The sequence below is a fragment of the Pseudomonas azotoformans genome (genome assembly GCF_900103345.1).
Classification (GTDB): Bacteria; Pseudomonadota; Gammaproteobacteria; order Pseudomonadales; family Pseudomonadaceae; genus Aquipseudomonas; species Aquipseudomonas azotoformans.
On record NZ_LT629702.1, the window covers coordinates 4,724,996 to 4,743,674 of the forward strand.

The window sequence follows — 18,679 nt, forward strand, 5'->3', positions numbered from 1 at the left end:
GATGGTTATGCGTCGCTCAGTCGGGTTCGACCTGTCTTTACGCGTGCAAGGATCAAACCAGCGGTATAACCAATGCCCCGATCGCGAATCATCAAATAAATCATCTTGATGACACCAAAGTAGCGGGAGAAACGAGTAATTTTTTCAACGTATGCATCAGACATAGGGACGTCATAGGCTGTCGCCTGTGCCAGGACCTGAGTCTGCGCCACAAAATCCGCCAGCACGTCTTCAGCAAGACCATACAGGCTCAAATAGCGCTCGCGTGCCAAGCCCACGGTGTTTTGCGCGCGTTCAAACCCAGCGGCATCGTTATCTCCCCACACGTAACCTTCCGTTCCGTGTTCGCCTTTACCAATCAGCTCGGTGAAGTGCTCGTTGGGCAAGAACACTACCGGGCAACCACACAGCATGGCCTCAATGGCCAACGCTGAGTTTTCGTAACAGTAGAAGCGCTCACTTTGTTGGAACAGGTCACGAATCTGCTCCGGCGTCTGCTCATCATCGCGATCCCGGACAATCTCGACCAATCCGTCGGTAACCGCAAAGGTCTTGCCGCCATGGTAGTTTTTATACTTGCCGGCATAAAAACACCCACCCTGGCGCTTGGCACCCGGTGCAGGCGGTTTGAAAAAGTTAGGGTCCGAGGCCGGAATGAAAAGAGTCTGTTTCGAATTCGGCACCGTCGCGGCAATGGCTGCGCTGTAGGAGATGCAATACTCCGCTTCGGGGAACAGCGCGTCACCGCCCAACAGGCCGGCGTAATTCAACACATACCGAACAATGAAGGGTGCCCGCATCGGGTTGCCCTTGATGCTCTCCGGGTACACGGTAATGGGGGTCAGCCCCTGCGCGCGATGAAAATCCATGACGCGCTTGGTCAGCACCGGTGTATTCAACGTTGGGTGCGCCGACAAGTACGGTGGAAAGTGCGGATGCACAATCAGAAACGCTTGTTCGCCCATGCGATTGAGTGCGTGACAGAGGAAATGCAGTGCCTTGATCCCGGCGGAGGTGCGTACATAACGAGCAGTAACGATGTAGTAAGGATTACGCCGAACGGGCATAAACAACGATCGAGTTTCAGTCATCACTTGTCACTTGCAGCAAGGCTGCTCATATAGTCAGCGGTCAGCTTGATCTGCTGATCCAGCCCGAGAGGTGTTATCTGGAGTGCGCGTTCGAATTCACGAATCGCGGTAGCATCACCCACATACCGGTCTGCCGGCTTTTCGCACAGCGGTGGCCGCTCGATTGCGACGTGCGGAGCAAGCAACGCCTGACACCGCAGCGCGAGTTCCCCTACTTCAACCACTTCAGTACCCACGGTATCGAACACGTGGCAAATAGGGCCTTGACCACGAGCGGAGAACACCAATCGACAACACAACTCAATCAAGTCAGTGACGCTGTAGTAGGAGCGAACCACCTGATGAGTAGCATGCAAACGGATCGGCTCGCCTGACAGGCAAGCGGAAATGATCGACGCCAGTGCATAAAGGTTGTGTTTATTGATGTAGGGCCCGCTGACGTTGAATACCCGCGGGCTTACGACCGGAAAACGATGTTGCAGGCCGATGGCCTCGAATGCACGCTCATCGTCCAACTTGCAGCGGCCATAGATCGCACCATCGCTGTGGTTGGCTGCATCCATCCCTGCGTAAGCGGCGCCACTGGAAGGCACAAACAGGCCAGCGATCGGATTAGCGTCCACAAATTGCAGCAACGCTTCACGAATGCTGAGATTGAGGAGCGTGTAGGCCTCATGGCTATTGGCCCCCACACGGTCCTTGGTCTGGAATGCATAGTGGAACACCAGCGCAGGCCGGACCGTACGCAGAGCCGGTAGGGATGAGAGTGCCTGGACCTGCACAACGGAGCCATCGCGCAGTAACAAGGGCCGCGCGGTCGAAGCAACCGCATGTACCCGAGACCTGTCGGCTGGCGCAAGCTTGAGGAGCAGATATTCAAGTGTGGCCTGCCCCAACCAGCCGGTAGCCCCGATGACGACAAAATCGACCTGATCAAATCCGTCCATCAAGCACCGCCATTGATGGCAAGGTCTGCACCCTGGGCAAAGGCATCGCTGATCAACGTTTTGACAACAGATGTACGCTCGACCGACAACCGTTGCAAATCTCCATCGCCGACGGGAACAATCACCCGGTAATGGCTCTGGGAATGTTTTTTGTCACTCTCGAAATGCTTGAGCAACTCATCGGCACTGACACCCACCAGCGACGCAAGGGTGTGCCGCATCGGCTGCAACAGCGCTTGCACATGAGCGACCAGGCGCCCGGCGCGGGCCTCACCCTCAGGGGTCAGGATCTGCGCCACCTTTGCATACCTATAGGCCATCAGAATGCCCACACCCACCGCAATACCGTGGGGGATTGCGAAGCCGGTGGCAGACTCCACGGCGTGACCAAAGGTGTGACCGAAGTTCAGCAGAAGGCGCTCGGCACGATCGAACTCGTCAATTTCGATAAACCACTTCTTGGTGGTCAGGCTCTGCTCGATGATGGCGAAGGCCGTTTCTGATTTGAGCGGCGGCACTGGCTGCAAGTCCAAATAAGCAGCAAAGGCTTCAGCTCCTCGTGCGTAGCAGATTTTGACCGACTCCATCAGGCCACTGGTCTGCTGCTCGGCACTCAGGCTGTGCACGAACGCAAGATCAATCAGGATAGTGGCAGGTGGATGAAAGTTACCCACCAGGTTTTTCAACGCACCCACATTGATCGATGACTTGCCGCCGATGCAGGAGTCAACCATGCCCAGCAACGTTGTCGGGCAATAATGCCAGCGCAAGCCGCGCATATAGATTGAAGCGACGAACGTCGCGATGTCCTGGATGATCCCACCACCTACCGCGACAATCTCGGTATCACGCGTAGCACCATGACGTTTAAGCGCCTCGATGACAGGCGCAATCCGCTCCAGGGACTTGTTCTCTTCGGTTGCGTCGACTGCGATGATGGGATCGGTCACAAACGCGACCTGAGCCATCAGGCGACTGTCCACCAGAAAGATTCGGTGGGCTTGGGCCTCCACCACTTCCCGGACCAATCCCTCACCCAGCGATACGTGATACATGCCCGTCGAGCTGTTGATGTTAAACGATGCGCGCATGAGAAAACCCCTTGTCAACCGTCAGGAATTGGCCGGTGATGGACCGATGGGCAGGCGAGCAGCAGAACTCTACCACCGCAGCCACATCGGCAATGCCTGCCAAATGGGCACCTGGCGTCGCAGCTTCCAATCGACCGATCTGTTCGGCGCTGAGGTTGGCACGCGTCATGGGAGTATCGAGCGCGCCAGGCAGTACCGCATTGATCACGTGGCCTTCATCCGCCAGATCAAGGGACACCGAGCGGACCAGCCCCTGCAGGGCAGCCTTTGTGATGCAGTAGGAAAGTTTGTTCTGCCGGGCAATGTTCTGCCAGATCGAACTGATGACGCACAGGCGTGCCCCACCACTGACCAGGGCTCCCGCGCTTAGCAGAGCGTTCATTGAAACCAGCACATGGCCGACGTTGGCTTCGTACATGCGCATATGGCGCTTGTAATCCAAGTCGGCAATGTTGTCGGTACAGTTATCACCTTGTGCCCAAACCACCGCATCGAGCTGGCGGAGTGAGGTTGGAACAGGCTCGTTGGCAAGGGGATCCCACACAACGGTAGTCACCTGCTCATGCGCACCCGTATCGGCAGCTACCCGCCGAATGATCGCAATAACGTCCCACTCGCGCTCCGCAAACCATGCCACCAATCCGGCACCGATGGCGCCGGAAGCACCAAAGATCGCGATGCGAGGCCGTGCTGTTGTAGCAACGACCACGTCTTATTGACCACCCAGCAGTTTCCAGCGGGAATCGAGCATGGCGATGCGCTTGTCGTCTTCCTTCTCGATCAACCCGTAGTAATCGCGCTTGTTTTGCAGCCACAGGAGTTCGAAATGCACGGCATTCAACAAGCCTTTTTCGATATCACAGGTGCGTACCGAGTCAGCCGCGTAGACAACCTTGCGGGTCTCGAAACGAGCCAGGTGATTGGCTTCAAGTTTTCTCAGTTCTTCGATGGAGTCACTGGAAACCCCTCCGCCAACAACCAGCTCAAGCCCAGCAGCCTTGGCCGCCGTACCAGTCGCCAGCGCGTACTCGGTAATTTTTGGGTCGTTGATATCATCGCGGCTATAGCCGGCAGACAGCGTGAAATCGACACGTCCGAATACCGCGCCGTCCAGACCATCCGGAACGCTAGCAGCCTCAATCAAGCCATCCAGGTTGTTGAAGGCGGTAATGGTTTCAAGGTTGAAGAGGAACTTGGTGTCCTCCCGGTCTTCCTTGTTGTAGACCTTGTTCTTCGCCTCGATGAATTTCTGGACGGCATACTTGGACTCGATCATCGGCGCGATGATGTATTCAACGCCAATCTGCTTGCTCTCCAGCAAATCACGAATCGCCTCGCAGCCACCGATTTTCAGAGCGATATCCAGGTTGGCACGACGCGCCAGCTCGATCAGGCGCAGCAATTCGTCAATACGAGTCCCTTCAGCTTCAAACTCAGCCTTGACTGCGAGATAGCCAAATTCCTCTTTACCACGCTTGAGCAGATCCAACATCTTTCGTTCACGGCGATTCATTTGACACTCCTTACTCAAATTTTTCAGACAAGCAGAGTTTTACCACTCGTCACAATTAAAACGTCAGCGGCTGTAGGAATAGCCGCAGGAGCTCTGGCTCTGAAGTCCATAACCCTGGCAATTTAATAGAATCTTCGAAACAAACGGATACCACCCGTCAAGCGAGGTGGCAATTTAGTTGCTCGTGGCGCGAGCACAGGATGCGCGGTATCCAACGATATAAATAATAGCAAAACGACATCAGCCATTCGCAAATTCTGCCCCATCAAGAGGAGCACACCGTGTGTTTCTGGTAATCCATACCTAGCCTTACGCAGCTATCAGCATCCATGGCCTTAGCCGCTTTCGAAACATCCGAACGCATCTTGTCGGAAGTGACGGGGAACTTCATCTGTTTTTTTTGCACGCAAGTCATCATTTTGCAAAGTTCGCGCGGCAGTGCTTGCGTGCTCGGTGATATCACAAAGACACCAAGCTAGTGCTCCAGGATTGCGTCAAAGCCCCAGCGGAGCTGATTTTTTCTAGCTCTCGCATCTAAAGTGGTACAACACTGCCAATCTGTCCTCAGCATCTGCAGAGCGCTCTGACAAAGCGTCATCGCACACCGCCATCATCTTCGATAGTAGCGGAAAAATTCGCTTTATGAAGTCACTCCGCTGCCAAAGAATTTGCCGCTGGGTAGTCCCGCGAAAAATCTGACGCGATCGCAGGTGCAAGCACTCCCATGGATTTCGATGCACAGTCAGGATAAGCGTCAGTCATGGAGGTGCTTCGGGCGCCTATCCAGATTGCCACTCATAAAAGACAACCAAAAATTGTATACAAGCCCCACTAAAAAGAGTTTCAGGCTGCCTGGCTACGCCGATTTAGTTGCCGGAGTAGAAATCGACCTATCTCCTCTTACAAGTGAAATTGTTTTAATACTCCGGTGAAGGTCCCCCCATCTGGAGGCCTGTCCATATTCACCGGAAAGAGTGCCGCTGATGCATCCATCGACAACGGCCACTACAACATTCTGGTGTTACATCATTTCGTTCACCCGATACACCAAGCAACCGCACACAGCACAGCGAAGAGCAACTGATCGCGTCGTCTACGGCGGCACTGGCGAGCATTCTTGAACATCCACGCGAACTGTCGGCGGCCGAAGGGTTTGTCACTCAAGGGGGGCAGCGACTCCCCCCCCACCAACTTCGTAATCAGAGCGATTTGCTCAAACCACCACCCTTTGCGCACTCGCTTCAAGCGTCCAAACATGGACCGCCAGGTAGTGTTGGCACCAAATTCATTATTGCCATGCTGCCGATACAGCAGACTGGGTCGGCAATCGATGACCCAGGCCCAACCGGCCTGCCGGGCAAACGCGTAGGTGAACCAATCATGCAACGCTACGTCTTGCAGCGCATGCCAGTGCTCACGTACGAAGGATTGCAAGGCTCGGGCCAACGGCGGGCTGAGCACATACGAACACCCAGGCCCCGCGGCCTCGAAAAGGTGGTCCCAGCGCACTTGCGGTTGCGCCTTGTCCAGCATCTCATGGCGACCATCGGGCCAAAAGGCGAGCACGTTACTGGAATACGCACCAGCCTGGTGCTCAGCGAGCTGCTCAGTGGAACGCTTCAATTTGTCGAGCAACCAGATGTCGTCTTGATCCGCAAATGCAACGTAATCCAGTTCAGTCAGCTGCACATCCCGCAGCAACCTGAAAAAGTTACGCCCTGCACTGCCAAAGCGTCCAGACGGCAACAATGTGACGTTCGAGTGCTGGACAGCATAGGCTTCACACATTTGTTGAGTGTTGTCGCGCCCTGCATCAACACTGATGTGCAAATGAACATCTACGTCCTGCTGCTTTAGAATGGACTGCACTTGCTCATCGAGCCAGTGCTCACCGTTGTAGGCCGCCAGCAAAACAACCACACGGTGCTGAGGCAAAATATCGGGGTTGTTCATAAAACGCCCACAAAAGCTTTTTTTAGGGCGGTAGAAATAGTCAACGCAACACTCCCTGCACGGAACAAATAAGCAGTGGCGGTACTTATACTGCTGGCCCACCTCCAGTTGAAGGGAGCAAGGTTATCTTGGTTGAGCTGCGATAGCCACCGCTGCCAAAAGAGCAGGTGAGACTCACCGAACACATACCAACTGCAGAATGCCTTGGCTAAACAAGGCGCCGTTCTTGATGTTGTTAATTCGCAAATTTCAATATTTTTGCTCGAACCTAGTGCCTATCTAAATGCTCCAGCTGGTGCACCCGGCATCCCGTGGATGAATCATAAGGTTACTTACGCAAACTGTTAAATAAGGGGAATACCTACACACCCCACGCAAACTCTTATGACCTTCAAATAAAAGTCGATAATTGGGCTGAGGCGGGGGTGCGACAGTGAAGGAAGACCAAATGGCTTGGAGATCTTCAAGACGTCCAAGCCGTGACAGCTTTATCCTCAGGCCCCCACGAGCTTCCCGAGCACGGCGATTACTCCACCGTCACCGACTTCGCCAGGTTGCGCGGCTGGTCCACATCGGTGCCCTTGAGCACGGCCACGTAGTAAGACAGCAACTGCAACGGAATGGTGTAGAGAATCGGCGATAGCGTGTCGTGGATGTGCGGCATGTTGATGACGTGGGTGCCTTCGCCGTTGGTCATGCCCGCTTTTTCGTCGGCGAACACCACCAGTTGACCGCCACGAGCACGCACTTCCTGCAGGTTGGACTTGAGCTTCTCCAGCAGTTCGTTGTTCGGCGCCACGGTGACCACGGGCATGTCGTCATCCACCAGGGCCAATGGGCCGTGTTTGAGTTCGCCGGCCGGGTAGGCCTCGGCATGGATGTACGAGATTTCCTTGAGCTTGAGCGAGCCTTCCATCGCCACCGGGTATTGCGCACCACGGCCGAGGAACAGGGTGTGGTTCTTGTCGGCGAACAGTTCGGCGACTTTTTCCACGGTGCTGTCCATGGCCAGGGCTTCGCCCAGGCGGGTGGGCAGGCGGCGCAGTTCTTCGACCAGGGTGGATTCGACGCCTTCGGCGAGGGTGCCGCGAACCTGGCCCAGGGACAGGGTCAGCAACAGCAGGCCAACCAGCTGGGTGGTGAAGGCTTTGGTGGACGCCACGCCGATCTCACGACCGGCCTGGGTCAGCAGGGTCAGGTCGGATTCACGTACCAGCGAACTGATGCTGACGTTGCAGATGGCCAGGCTGGCGAGGAAGCCCAGTTCTTTGGCGTTGCGCAGGGCAGCCAGGGTATCGGCAGTTTCACCGGACTGGGAGATGGTCACGAACAAGGTGTCGGCCTGCACCACCACTTTGCGGTAGCGGAACTCGCTGGCGACTTCCACCTGGCACGGGATACCAGCCAGTTCTTCGAGCCAGTAACGGGCAACCATACCGGCGTGGTAGCTGGTGCCGCAGGCGACTATCTGCACATTACGCACTTTGGCGAACAGTTCGGCAGCTTGTGGGCCGAAGGCGTTGACCAACACTTGGTTCTGGCTCAGGCGACCTTCGAGGGTGCGTTGCACCACTGCTGGCTGCTCGTGGATTTCCTTGAGCATGAAGTGGCGGTATTCGCCTTTGTCGGCAGCTTCGGCGCCGTCGCGGTATTGCACCGCTTCGCGCTCGACGGATTGACCGTTAACGTCCCAGATCTGCACGCTTTCACGGCGGATGTCAGCAATATCGCCTTCTTCCAGGTACATGAAGCGGTCAGTGACCTGGCGCAGGGCCAGTTGGTCGGAGGCGAGGAAGTTCTCGCCCAGACCCAGACCGATCACCAACGGGCTGCCACTGCGGGCGGCTACCACACGGTCGGGTTGGCTGGCGCTGACCACGGCCAGGCCGTAGGCACCGTGCAGTTCCTTGACCGTGGCCTTGAGGGCGACGGTCAGGTCGCCCAGGTCCTTGAGCTTGTGGTTGAGCAGGTGGGCGATGACTTCGGTGTCGGTGTCCGAAGTGAACACGTAACCCAGGCCCTTGAGTTGTTCGCGCAGCACTTCGTGGTTTTCGATGATGCCGTTATGCACCACCGCGAGGTCGCCAGAGAGGTGTGGGTGGGCGTTGCGCTCGCACGGCGCACCGTGGGTGGCCCAACGGGTGTGGGCAATCCCTAAGCGCCCTACCAGTGGCTCGCCGGCCAGGGCCTGTTCCAGCTCGCTGACCTTACCCGGGCGGCGCATGCGCTCCAGCTTGCCGGCGTTGGTGAAGACGGCCACACCGGCGCTGTCGTAGCCACGGTATTCCAGGCGCTTGAGGCCTTCGAGCAGGATGGGAGTGATGTTGCGTTCAGCGACTGCGCCTACGATGCCACACATAGTGTTTCTCCTAGATGATTGCCGCGCATATCAGCGTAATGCCGCGGGCTTGGATCTGGTCGCGGGCCTCGAGCGGCAGGCGATCATCGGTGATCAGGGTATGGACGCTGCTCCAGGGCAGTTCCAGGTTGGGAATCTTGCGGCCGATCTTGTCGGACTCGACCATCACCACCACTTCACGGGCGACCTCGGCCATCACGCGGCTCAGCCCCAGCAGTTCGTTGAAAGTGGTGGTGCCGCGCTCCAGGTCGATGCCATCGGCACCAATGAAAAGTTGGTCGAAATCGTAGGAACGCAGCACTTGCTCGGCGACCTGGCCCTGGAACGAGTCCGAATGCGGGTCCCAGGTGCCGCCGGTCATCAGCAGCACCGGCTCGTGTTCAAGTTCGCTCAAGGCGCTGGCCACGTGCAGGGAGTTGGTCATCACCACCAGGCCGGGCTGGTGGCCCAGTTCAGGGATCATCGCGGCGGTAGTGCTGCCGCTGTCGATGATGATGCGGGCGTGTTCGCGCAGGCGCATCACAGCCGCACGGGCGATGGCGCGCTTGTACACCGAGACGGGTTGGGTGGCGTCGCCCACCAGTTCCTGGGGCATGGTGATCGCGCCGCCGTAGCGACGCAGCAACAGGCCGTTGCTTTCCAGGGCAGCCAGATCTTTACGGATCGTAACTTCCGACGTTTCGAAACGCTTGGCCAACTCGTCCACGCTGACTTCGCCCTGTTCATTGAGCAAGGTCAGGATGTTGTGGCGCCGCTGGGGTGTATTTCGTTTCGACATGGTGATGATAAGTTTCGTTTCGAAAGATAACGAAGGCAATCAAAACCTATTGGCGAAAGATCGTCAAGCGGGACGCAGCAAATTTTTATACGACACAGAGCAAATGTGGGAGGGGCTTGTCCCCGATTGATGTCTATCAGCTACAAGGATGTTGGCTGAGAGTCTGCAATCGGGGGCAAGCCCCCTCCCACATCGAATACTTGTCGCTGAGGAGACTGTGGATAACTCAGGTCTTTTTGATTTTGACCGGGCGTTTCCAGCCGTCGATGTTGCGTTGACGGGCGCGGGCTACTGCCAGTTGAGACTTATCCACATCCTGGTTGATGGTTGAGCCGGCGGCAGTGCTGGCGCCATCGTCGAGGGTAACCGGGGCCACCAACGAATTATTGGAACCGATAAACACGTCCGCCCCAATGGTGGTCTGGTGCTTATTGGCGCCGTCATAGTTACACGTGATGGTGCCCGCGCCGATGTTGGTTCGCGCGCCTACGGTGGCGTCGCCCAAGTAGGTCAAGTGGCCGACTTTGGCTTCGGCGTCCAACTTGGCATTTTTCAGTTCAACAAAGTTACCCACATGAGCCTTGGCTCCCAGCACGCTACCCGGACGCAACCGCGCAAACGGGCCCGCATCACTGCCCTCGCCCATCACGGCACCATCGATATGACTGTTGGCCTTGATCACCACGCCCTTGCGCAGGGTGCTGTCCTTGATCACGCAGTTCGGGCCGATCACCACGTCATCTTCGATGACCACCCGGCCTTCGAGGATCACGTTGATGTCGATCAGCACGTCGCGGCCCACGATGACCTCACCGCGTACATCGAAGCGTGCCGGGTCGCGCAGGGTCACGCCCTGGGCCATCAGGCGGCGGCCTTCGCGCAGTTGGTAATGACGTTCAAGCTCTGCAAGCTGCTTGCGGTCGTTTGCACCCTGCACTTCCATCGGGTCGTGGGGTTGCTCGGTGGCGACCAGCAGGCCATCGCTCACGGCCATTTCGATGACATCAGTGAGGTAGTACTCGCCCTGGGCGTTGTTGTTGGACAGGCGGCTCATCCAGTCGGCGAGCTTATTGGCAGGCACCGCCAGAATTCCGGTATTGCCTTCGGTGATGGCGCGCTGGGCTTCGCTGGCATCCTTGTGTTCAACAATGGCGGCGACCTTGCCGTCGGCGTTGCGCACAATGCGCCCGTAGCCGGTGGGGTCGTCCAGTTCAACGGTCAACAGGCCCATCTGGCCTGGGACTACATGCTTGAGCAGGCGTTGCAGCGTTTCGACTTCGATCAGCGGCACGTCGCCATACAGGATCAGCACGGTGTCCGCGGTGATGAAAGGCACGGCCTGCGCGGTGGCGTGGCCGGTACCGAGTTGCTTGTCTTGAAGAACAAAATTCAAGTCGTCTGCGGCGAGGCGCTCACGCACCACATCGGCACCGTGACCGATCACTACGTGAATGCGCTGGGGGTTCAGTTGCCGGGCGCTGTGGATAACATGGCCCAGCATGGAATTGCCGGCAACCGGGTGCAGCACCTTGGGCAGGGCCGAACGCATGCGGGTGCCCTGGCCTGCGGCAAGAATGACGATTTCAAGAGACATGAATGGCTACCAATCCTGGGCGGTCCGGCTTCAGACCAGAGAAGTGTTTTGCAAAAAAAGAAAAAGGGTAGCCGAGGCTACCCTTTTTAATCAATCGCGCATGAAACAAGACGGCGTGGCCGCTTACTTCTTGCGCAACTGCTGGAGCGTGCGCAGCTGGGCTGCAGCCTCGGCCAGACGTACAGCAGCAGCGCTGTAGTCGAAGTCCGCACCCTTTTCGTTCAGGGCCTTCTCGGCAGCCTTGACGGCTTCCTGAGCGGAGGCTTCATCCAGGTCGCCAGCACGTTGCACGGTGTCGGCAAGTACCTTGACCATGTTCGGCTGAACCTCGAGGAAACCACCGGAGATGTAGAACACCTCCTTTTCCCCGCCCTGCTTGGTCAGCGTGATCGGACCTGGCTTCAAGCTGGTGATCAACGGCGCGTGACCCATGGCAATACCAAGATCACCGAGTTCGCCGTGTGCAATCACCATCTCTACCAGACCGGAGAAGATTTCCCCTTCCGCGCTGACGATATCGCAATGGACTGTCATAGCCATCTGATTGCCTCAACCTGATGAGCGCCCGTTTCCGGGCGCCTGGATTACAGTTTCTTGGCTTTCTCGATCGCTTCTTCGATGCCGCCGACCATGTAGAACGCTTGTTCTGGCAGGTGGTCGTAGTCACCGTTGAGGATGCCTTTGAAGCCAGCAATGGTGTCTTTCAGGGAAACGTATTTACCCGATGCACCGGTGAAGACTTCAGCCACGAAGAACGGCTGCGACAAGAAGCGCTGGATCTTACGAGCGCGGGATACCAACTGCTTGTCGGTTTCCGACAGCTCGTCCATACCCAGGATCGCAATGATGTCCTTCAGTTCTTTGTAACGCTGCAGCACGTACTGAACGCCGCGAGCGGTGTCGTAGTGCTCCTGGCCGATCACGTTCGGGTCCAGCTGGCGCGAAGTCGAGTCGAGTGGATCGACCGCTGGGTAGATACCCAGGGAAGCGATGTCACGGGACAGTACGACGGTGGCGTCCAAGTGGGCGAAGGTGGTCGCTGGCGACGGGTCGGTCAAGTCATCCGCAGGTACGTATACCGCTTGGATCGAAGTGATCGAACCTTCCTTGGTCGAAGTGATACGTTCTTGCAGAACGCCCATCTCTTCAGCCAGGGTCGGCTGGTAACCTACTGCCGAAGGCATACGGCCCAGCAGTGCGGATACTTCGGTACCGGCCAGGGTGTAACGGTAGATGTTGTCGACGAACAGCAGAACGTCGTTACCTTCGTCACGGAACTTCTCGGCCATGGTCAGGCCAGTCAGTGCTACGCGCAGACGGTTTCCCGGCGGCTCGTTCATCTGACCGTAAACCAGTGCCACTTTGTCCAGAACGTTGGAATCCTTCATCTCGTGGTAGAAGTCGTTACCCTCACGAGTACGCTCACCCACACCGGCGAACACGGAATAACCGCTGTGCTCGATGGCGATGTTACGGATCAGTTCCATCATGTTTACGGTCTTGCCTACACCGGCACCACCGAACAGACCGACTTTACCGCCCTTGGCGAACGGGCAGACCAGGTCGATAACCTTGATGCCGGTTTCCAGCAGGTCGTTGCCGCCAGCTTGCTCGGCGAACGAAGGTGCTGGACGGTGAATGCCCCAGCGCTCTTCGGTGTCGATCGGGCCTGCTTCGTCAATCGGGTTGCCCAGTACGTCCATGATCCGGCCCAGGGTCGCTTTACCGACCGGTACGGAGATGGCAGCGCCAGTGTCGACAACGTCCAGACCGCGCTTCAAGCCTTCGGTGGAACCCATCGCAATGGTACGAACTACGCCGTCGCCCAGCTGCTGCTGAACTTCCAGAGTAGTTTCCGCGCCTTGTACTTTCAGCGCGTTGTAGATGCTCGGTACGCTGTCGCGTGGAAATTCCACGTCGATAACGGCGCCGATGATTTGAACGATACGTCCGCTACTCATAGCTGGATCCTCTGAATATTTGAACCGTTAAACCGCGGCAGCGCCGCCGACGATTTCCGAGATCTCTTGGGTGATCGCAGCCTGACGCGCCTTGTTGTAGATCAGCTGCAAATCGCTGATCAGATCACCGGCGTTATCGGTAGCGTTTTTCATCGCGATCATCCGCGCCGCTTGTTCAGCTGCGTTGTTCTCGACCACCGCCTGGTACACCTGCGACTCCACGTAGCGCACCATCAAGCCGTCAAGCAGCTCTTTGGCGTCTGGTTCGTAGAGGTAGTCCCAGTGGTGCTTGAGTTCCTGATCCGGGGTCGCCACCAGTGGAATCAATTGCTCCACGGTTGGCTGCTGGGTCATGGTGTTGATGAACTTGTTGGATACCACGGACAGGCGGTCAATCCGGCCTTCCAGGTACGCATCCAGCATCACCTTCACACTGCCGATCAAATCATTGATCGACGGCTCTTCACCCAGGTGGCTGATAGCTGCAACGACGTTACCGCCGAAGTTGCGGAAAAAGGCCGCACCCTTGCTACCAACGACACACAGATCGATCTCGACGCCATTTTCGCGGTTTACCGCCATGTCCTTGACCAGGGCCTTGAACAGGTTGGTATTCAGACCACCGCACAAACCACGGTCACTGCTCACAACCACATAACCCACACGCTTGACTGCGCGGTCGATCATGAACGGGTGGCGGTATTCCGGGTTGGCGTTGGCCAGATGCCCAATTACCTGGCGGATACGCTCCGCATAAGGACGGCTAGCAGCCATGCGCATTTGTGCCTTGCGCATTTTGCTGACCGCCACTTTTTCCATGGCGCTGGTAATTTTTTGCGTGCTTTTGATGCTCGCAATCTTACTGCGAATCTCTTTTGCGCCTGCCATGTAACACCTATCAGGTTAGCAAGCGGGAGCCTTGCGGCTCCCGCTGCGGCTTACCAGGTTTGGGTGGCCTTGAACTTCTCGATACCGGCTTTCATGCCAGCGTCGATATCGTCATTGAAGTCACCCTTCACGTTGATCTTCGCCATCAATTCGGCGTGATCGCGGTTGAAGTAAGCAATCAGCGCTTGTTCAAAGCTGCCGACCTTGGCGATTTCAACGTCGGTCAGGAACCCACGCTCAGCGGCATACAGCGACAACGCCATGTCAGCGATCGACATTGGGGCGTATTGCTTCTGCTTCATCAGCTCGGTAACGCGCTGACCATGCTCAAGTTGCTTACGGGTCGCTTCGTCCAGGTCAGACGCGAACTGGGCGAATGCCGCCAGTTCACGGTACTGAGCCAGAGCGGTACGGATACCACCGGACAGCTTCTTGATGATCTTGGTCTGAGCGGCACCACCCACACGGGATACCGAAACACCGGCGTTCACTGCAGGGCGGATGCCCGAGTTGAACATGGCCGATTCCAGGAAGATCTGACCGTCGGTGATGGAAATCACGTTGGTCGGAACGAACGCGGAAACGTCGCCAGCCTGGGTTTCGATGATCGGCAGTGCGGTCAGGGAACCGGTTTTGCCGGTCACTGCGCCGTTGGTGAACTTCTCTACGTACTCTTCGGAAACGCGGGATGCGCGCTCCAGCAGACGGGAGTGGAGATAGAACACGTCGCCTGGGTAAGCTTCACGACCTGGTGGACGGCGCAGCAGCAGGGAAATCTGGCGATAAGCCACTGCTTGCTTGGACAGATCGTCATAAACGATCAGCGCGTCTTCACCGCGGTCGCGGAAGAATTCACCCATGGTGCAACCGGAGTACGGTGCCAGGAATTGCAGCGCAGGAGATTCCGAAGCACTGGCAGCCACGATGATCGTGTTGGCCAGGGCGCCGTTTTCTTCCAGCTTGCGAACCACGTTGGCGATGGTCGATTGCTTCTGACCGATAGCTACGTAGACGCAGAAAATGCCGCTGTTCTTCTGGTTGATGATCGCGTCGATCGCCAGAGCGGTTTTACCGATCTGACGGTCACCGATGATCAGCTCACGCTGGCCACGGCCGACTGGGATCATGGCATCGACAGCCTTGTAGCCAGTCTGTACAGGCTGGTCTACCGACTTACGCCAGATCACGCCTGGAGCAACTTTCTCGACCGCGTCGGTCTCGGTGTTGCCCAGTGGACCTTTACCGTCAACAGGGTTACCCAGTGCGTCGACTACGCGACCCAGCAGTTCCTTACCAACCGGAACTTCCAGGATGCGGCCTGTGCACTTGGCGCTCATGCCTTCAGCCAGACTGGTGTACGCGCCCAATACAACGGCACCTACGGAGTCTTGCTCCAGGTTGAGGGCCATACCGTAGACGCCGCCCGGAAACTCGATCATCTCGCCGTACATGACGTCGGCCAGACCGTGAATCCGCACGATGCCGTCAGATACGCTGACGACAGTGCCTTCGTTACGGGCTTGGGAGGTCACATCGAGCTTGTCGATGCGGCCCTTGATAATTTCACTTATTTCGGAAGGATTGAGTTGCTGCATTGCTCTGCTGCCCCTTCAAACTCAAGATTTCAATGCTTCGGCAAGTTTCGCGATTTTTCCGCGAATCGAGCCATCGATAACCAGGTCGCCGGCACGGATAACAACACCACCAATCAGGGATGCGTCCTCCGAAGCTTGCAGGCGCACTTCCCGATTGAGTCGTGCACTGAGAACCTTGGCGAGTTTGTCTTGCTGTTCTTGGTTCAATGCGAAAGCACTGGTCACTTCAACGTCTACCGATTTCTCTGCTTCGGCCTTGTACAGGTCGAACAGAGCGGCGATCTCCGGCAACAGCGGGAGACGGTCGTTTTCGGCAACGACGTGAATGAAGTTCTGCACTTTCACATCAAACTTGTCGCCGCACACTTCAATAAAAGTGGCGGCCTTGTCTGCGCTCGTCAGGCGCGGGGCCTTGAGCACGCGCTGCATGGTGTCGTCTTGCGACACTGCTGCAGCCAGGCCGAGCATGGCTGACCAAGAGGCCAGCTGCTGGTGGGCCTGGGCGTGCTCGAAGGCTGCCTTAGCATAAGGTCGGGCCAACGTGGTCAGTTCTGCCATGATCGCCCTCGCTTAAATTTCAGCAGCCAGTTTGTTAACCAGCTCCGCGTGCGCGTTTTGATCGATTGTGGCACCGAGGATCTTCTCAGCACCGCCGACCGCCAGAGCACCCAGTTGGGCACGCAGCGCGTCTTTGACGCCGTTCAGTTCCTGTTCGATCTCGGCATGAGCCGAAGCCTTCACACGGTCAGCTTCGACGCGGGCTTTTTCAACAGCCTCTTCGACGATCTGGTTACCGCGTTTCTTGGCTTGCTCAATGATTTCAGCTGCCTGTGCCTTAGCATCGCGCAGTTGGTGACCCGCTTTCTCTTGGGCCAACTCCAGGTCGCGAGCTGCACGGGTGGCAGCGTCCAAGCCATCAGCGATCTTCTTCTGACGTTCGTGCAAAGCCGCGATGACCGGAGGCCACACGAACTTCATGCAAAACACTACAAAAATGAAGAACGCAACGGATTGGCCAATCAGGGTTGCATTAATGTTCACGCCAACACCTCGCTCATTCGTTGTCCATCACTCCAATCAACTCGAAAATTCGAGTGATTAGCCAGCGAGTTGACCAACGAAGGGGTTCGCGAAGGTGAAGAACAGAGCGATACCAACGCCGATCATGGTCACGGCGTCGAGCAGGCCGGCGACGATGAACATTTTAACTTGCAGCATTGGGACCATTTCTGGCTGACGCGCTGCGCCTTCCAGGAATTTGCCGCCCAGCAGGCCGAAACCAATGGCAGTACCCAGGGCGCCCAGGCCGATCAACAGTGCAACAGCGATAGCGGTTAGACCAACTACAGTTTCCATCTTTCCTCCCGACTTTTACGTCGTATGGTTTAGGTTTTTTAGATTTTAAAGCGGTAAAACAAATCGTTTCATAGCCCGGTAGGGCCTACCTTCCCGTTTCACCGGGAAGGACATCAGACTAGTCGAGACTGGTCTTAATGGTTCTCTTCGTGCGCCATCGACAGGTAGACGATGGTCAGCATCATGAAGATGAAGGCCTGCAGGGTGATGATCAGGATGTGGAACACAGCCCACGCCCACTGCAGAACCACGCCCAGGCCGCTAAGCCAGAGCAGACCACTGCCGAACATCACAGCGATCAGAATGAACACCAGCTCGCCGGCATACATGTTGCCGAACAATCGCAGGGCCAGGGAGATCGGCTTGGCGATCAGGGTCACGAATTCCAGCAGGAAGTTCACCGGGATCAGCAGGGCTTGAACGAAGATGTTCTTGCTGCCGAACGGGTGCAGGGTCAGTTCGCCGATGAAGCCGCCGATACCCTTGACCTTGATGCTGTAGAAAATGATCAACGCGAACACCGACAGGGCCATGCCCAGGGTGGCGTTAGGGTCCGTGGTGGAAACCGCACGGAATGGAATGTGATGGTCGCCGGAGATCAGGATGGCCAGTTGAGGAATCCAGTCGACCGGTACCAGGTCGACGGCGTTCATCAGGAACACCCAGACGAAGATGGTCAGTGCCAGCGGTGCAATCACCGGGCTACGGCCGTGGAAGCTGTCTTTCACGCTGCCATCGACAAATTCGACCAGTACTTCAACGAAGTTCTGCAAAGCACCTGGCTGACCGGAAGTCGCCTTCTTTGCCGCCATGCGGAAAATCAGGACGAAGATCAGACCCAATGCGACCGACCAGCCCAGAGTATCCAGGTGGAAAGCCCAGAAGCCCATTTCTTTGGCTTCTGCTGCGGAGTGGGCAAAGCCCCAGCCGCCATTAGGAAGCTGACCGAAGGTCAGGTTCTGCAAGTGGTGCTGGATATAGCCCGAAGCGGTTGTTTCTGCCATGGTTGCCTCAAACGCCCTAAGGTTTCGAAAGTCTTGTTTTCATTAGCAGGGGAGCGAACCAGCTGACCAGTTGGGTCAACACGAAGACGCCGAATACAGCCAGCGGCGCCAATGGCTTCACACCTGCAAAGGTCAGTGCAAACAGCACTGCCGTCAAAATCAGTTTCCCCGCCTCGCCGGCATAAAACGACCGGACGATAGCCTGGGCTGCTCGGGCGCCGGAAAACCGAAAGGCCCTGTGAGCAAAATACATATTGGGCAGCAAGGCTATCAGGCCTCCGCAGAGTCCTGAATATCCGGCAACGACTCCATGCCAATACCAAAGCGCCAATGCGGCGATCAGCAAGATGACAAATTGAGCCAATAAAACCGGAAAAACGGCCAAGCGATGGAACGGCAACGTGTTTGGCGTGCGGGTTTCCATCACTCTTGCTCCTCAGTGGTCGGCTGCCGGAAATCAATAACTTGGCATAATTTGTGCCGACAAAATGCGCGCAGAGTATAGGGGCGGTTCTGCCCCTATTCAACTGCCGGGTAGTGATTTCCGAT

General features: G+C 56.8%; 18 protein-coding genes. All 18 read right to left on the reverse strand.

Going from position 1 to position 18,679, the window contains the following annotated elements; all coding sequences use genetic code 11:
• Window positions 1–5: 5 nt before the first annotated feature.
• Window positions 6–1,091, reverse strand: a complete 1,086-nt coding sequence (locus tag BLR69_RS21505) for a hypothetical protein (protein WP_134434895.1) — start codon at window positions 1,089–1,091, stop codon at window positions 6–8.
• Window positions 1,091–2,038, reverse strand: coding sequence for an NAD-dependent epimerase/dehydratase family protein (locus BLR69_RS21510; RefSeq protein ID WP_071494721.1), 948 nt, complete (start codon window positions 2,036–2,038; stop codon window positions 1,091–1,093). The genes BLR69_RS21505 and BLR69_RS21510 overlap by 1 nt, the downstream gene beginning before the upstream one ends.
• Window positions 2,038–3,129 (reverse strand): 3-dehydroquinate synthase, encoded by a 1,092-nt coding sequence (locus BLR69_RS21515; RefSeq protein ID WP_071494722.1) that lies wholly within the window; start codon window positions 3,127–3,129, stop codon window positions 2,038–2,040. The genes BLR69_RS21510 and BLR69_RS21515 overlap by 1 nt, the downstream gene beginning before the upstream one ends.
• Complete coding sequence (locus tag BLR69_RS21520) at window positions 3,113–3,838, reverse strand: SDR family NAD(P)-dependent oxidoreductase (RefSeq protein ID WP_071494723.1); 726 nt, start codon at window positions 3,836–3,838, stop codon at window positions 3,113–3,115. The genes BLR69_RS21515 and BLR69_RS21520 overlap by 17 nt, the downstream gene beginning before the upstream one ends.
• A gap of 3 nt (window positions 3,839–3,841) precedes the next feature.
• The gene (locus BLR69_RS21525) at window positions 3,842–4,642 is read right to left on the reverse strand and encodes an aldolase/citrate lyase family protein (RefSeq protein ID WP_071494724.1); all 801 of its coding nucleotides are present in this window, start codon (window positions 4,640–4,642) and stop codon (window positions 3,842–3,844) included.
• Window positions 4,643–5,677: 1,035 nt separating this feature from the next.
• Window positions 5,678–6,595, reverse strand: coding sequence for a glycosyltransferase (locus BLR69_RS21530; RefSeq protein ID WP_071494725.1), 918 nt, complete (start codon window positions 6,593–6,595; stop codon window positions 5,678–5,680).
• 526 nt (window positions 6,596–7,121) lie between these two features.
• Window positions 7,122–8,954: a glutamine--fructose-6-phosphate transaminase (isomerizing) gene (glmS, locus tag BLR69_RS21535; protein ID WP_071494726.1), complete on the reverse strand. Its 1,833-nt coding sequence runs from the start codon at window positions 8,952–8,954 to the stop codon at window positions 7,122–7,124.
• Window positions 8,955–8,964: 10 nt separating this feature from the next.
• A complete protein-coding gene (locus BLR69_RS21540) occupies window positions 8,965–9,732 on the reverse strand; it encodes a DeoR/GlpR family DNA-binding transcription regulator (RefSeq protein ID WP_025854399.1) in 768 nt (255 codons plus the stop codon).
• A gap of 226 nt (window positions 9,733–9,958) precedes the next feature.
• A complete protein-coding gene (gene glmU / locus BLR69_RS21545; protein ID WP_071494727.1) occupies window positions 9,959–11,326 on the reverse strand; it encodes a bifunctional UDP-N-acetylglucosamine diphosphorylase/glucosamine-1-phosphate N-acetyltransferase GlmU in 1,368 nt (455 codons plus the stop codon).
• A 123-nt stretch (window positions 11,327–11,449) separates the two neighbouring features.
• On the reverse strand, window positions 11,450–11,866 hold the full coding sequence (locus tag BLR69_RS21550; RefSeq protein WP_058424358.1) for a F0F1 ATP synthase subunit epsilon: 417 nt from the start codon (window positions 11,864–11,866) through the stop codon (window positions 11,450–11,452).
• 44 nt (window positions 11,867–11,910) lie between these two features.
• Window positions 11,911–13,287 carry a F0F1 ATP synthase subunit beta gene (gene atpD, locus BLR69_RS21555; protein WP_015886645.1) on the reverse strand — a complete coding sequence of 459 codons (1,377 nt, stop codon included), beginning with the start codon at window positions 13,285–13,287 and terminating at the stop codon, window positions 11,911–11,913.
• 27 nt (window positions 13,288–13,314) lie between these two features.
• Window positions 13,315–14,175, reverse strand: a complete 861-nt coding sequence (gene atpG / locus BLR69_RS21560) for a F0F1 ATP synthase subunit gamma (RefSeq protein WP_003233565.1) — start codon at window positions 14,173–14,175, stop codon at window positions 13,315–13,317.
• Between the two features lie 50 nt (window positions 14,176–14,225).
• A complete protein-coding gene (atpA, locus tag BLR69_RS21565; RefSeq protein ID WP_003177064.1) occupies window positions 14,226–15,770 on the reverse strand; it encodes a F0F1 ATP synthase subunit alpha in 1,545 nt (514 codons plus the stop codon).
• Between the two features lie 21 nt (window positions 15,771–15,791).
• Complete coding sequence (locus BLR69_RS21570; protein WP_015886646.1) at window positions 15,792–16,328, reverse strand: F0F1 ATP synthase subunit delta; 537 nt, start codon at window positions 16,326–16,328, stop codon at window positions 15,792–15,794.
• 12 nt (window positions 16,329–16,340) lie between these two features.
• Entirely contained in the window at window positions 16,341–16,811 is a 471-nt protein-coding gene (locus BLR69_RS21575) for a F0F1 ATP synthase subunit B (protein WP_058424359.1), read from the reverse strand.
• 57 nt (window positions 16,812–16,868) lie between these two features.
• The gene (gene atpE, locus BLR69_RS21580; protein ID WP_002555987.1) at window positions 16,869–17,126 is read right to left on the reverse strand and encodes a F0F1 ATP synthase subunit C; all 258 of its coding nucleotides are present in this window, start codon (window positions 17,124–17,126) and stop codon (window positions 16,869–16,871) included.
• A gap of 134 nt (window positions 17,127–17,260) precedes the next feature.
• A complete protein-coding gene (atpB, locus tag BLR69_RS21585) occupies window positions 17,261–18,130 on the reverse strand; it encodes a F0F1 ATP synthase subunit A (RefSeq protein ID WP_071485334.1) in 870 nt (289 codons plus the stop codon).
• A gap of 16 nt (window positions 18,131–18,146) precedes the next feature.
• On the reverse strand, window positions 18,147–18,554 hold the full coding sequence (locus BLR69_RS21590) for a F0F1 ATP synthase subunit I (protein ID WP_010565865.1): 408 nt from the start codon (window positions 18,552–18,554) through the stop codon (window positions 18,147–18,149).
• Window positions 18,555–18,679 lie beyond the last annotated feature (125 nt).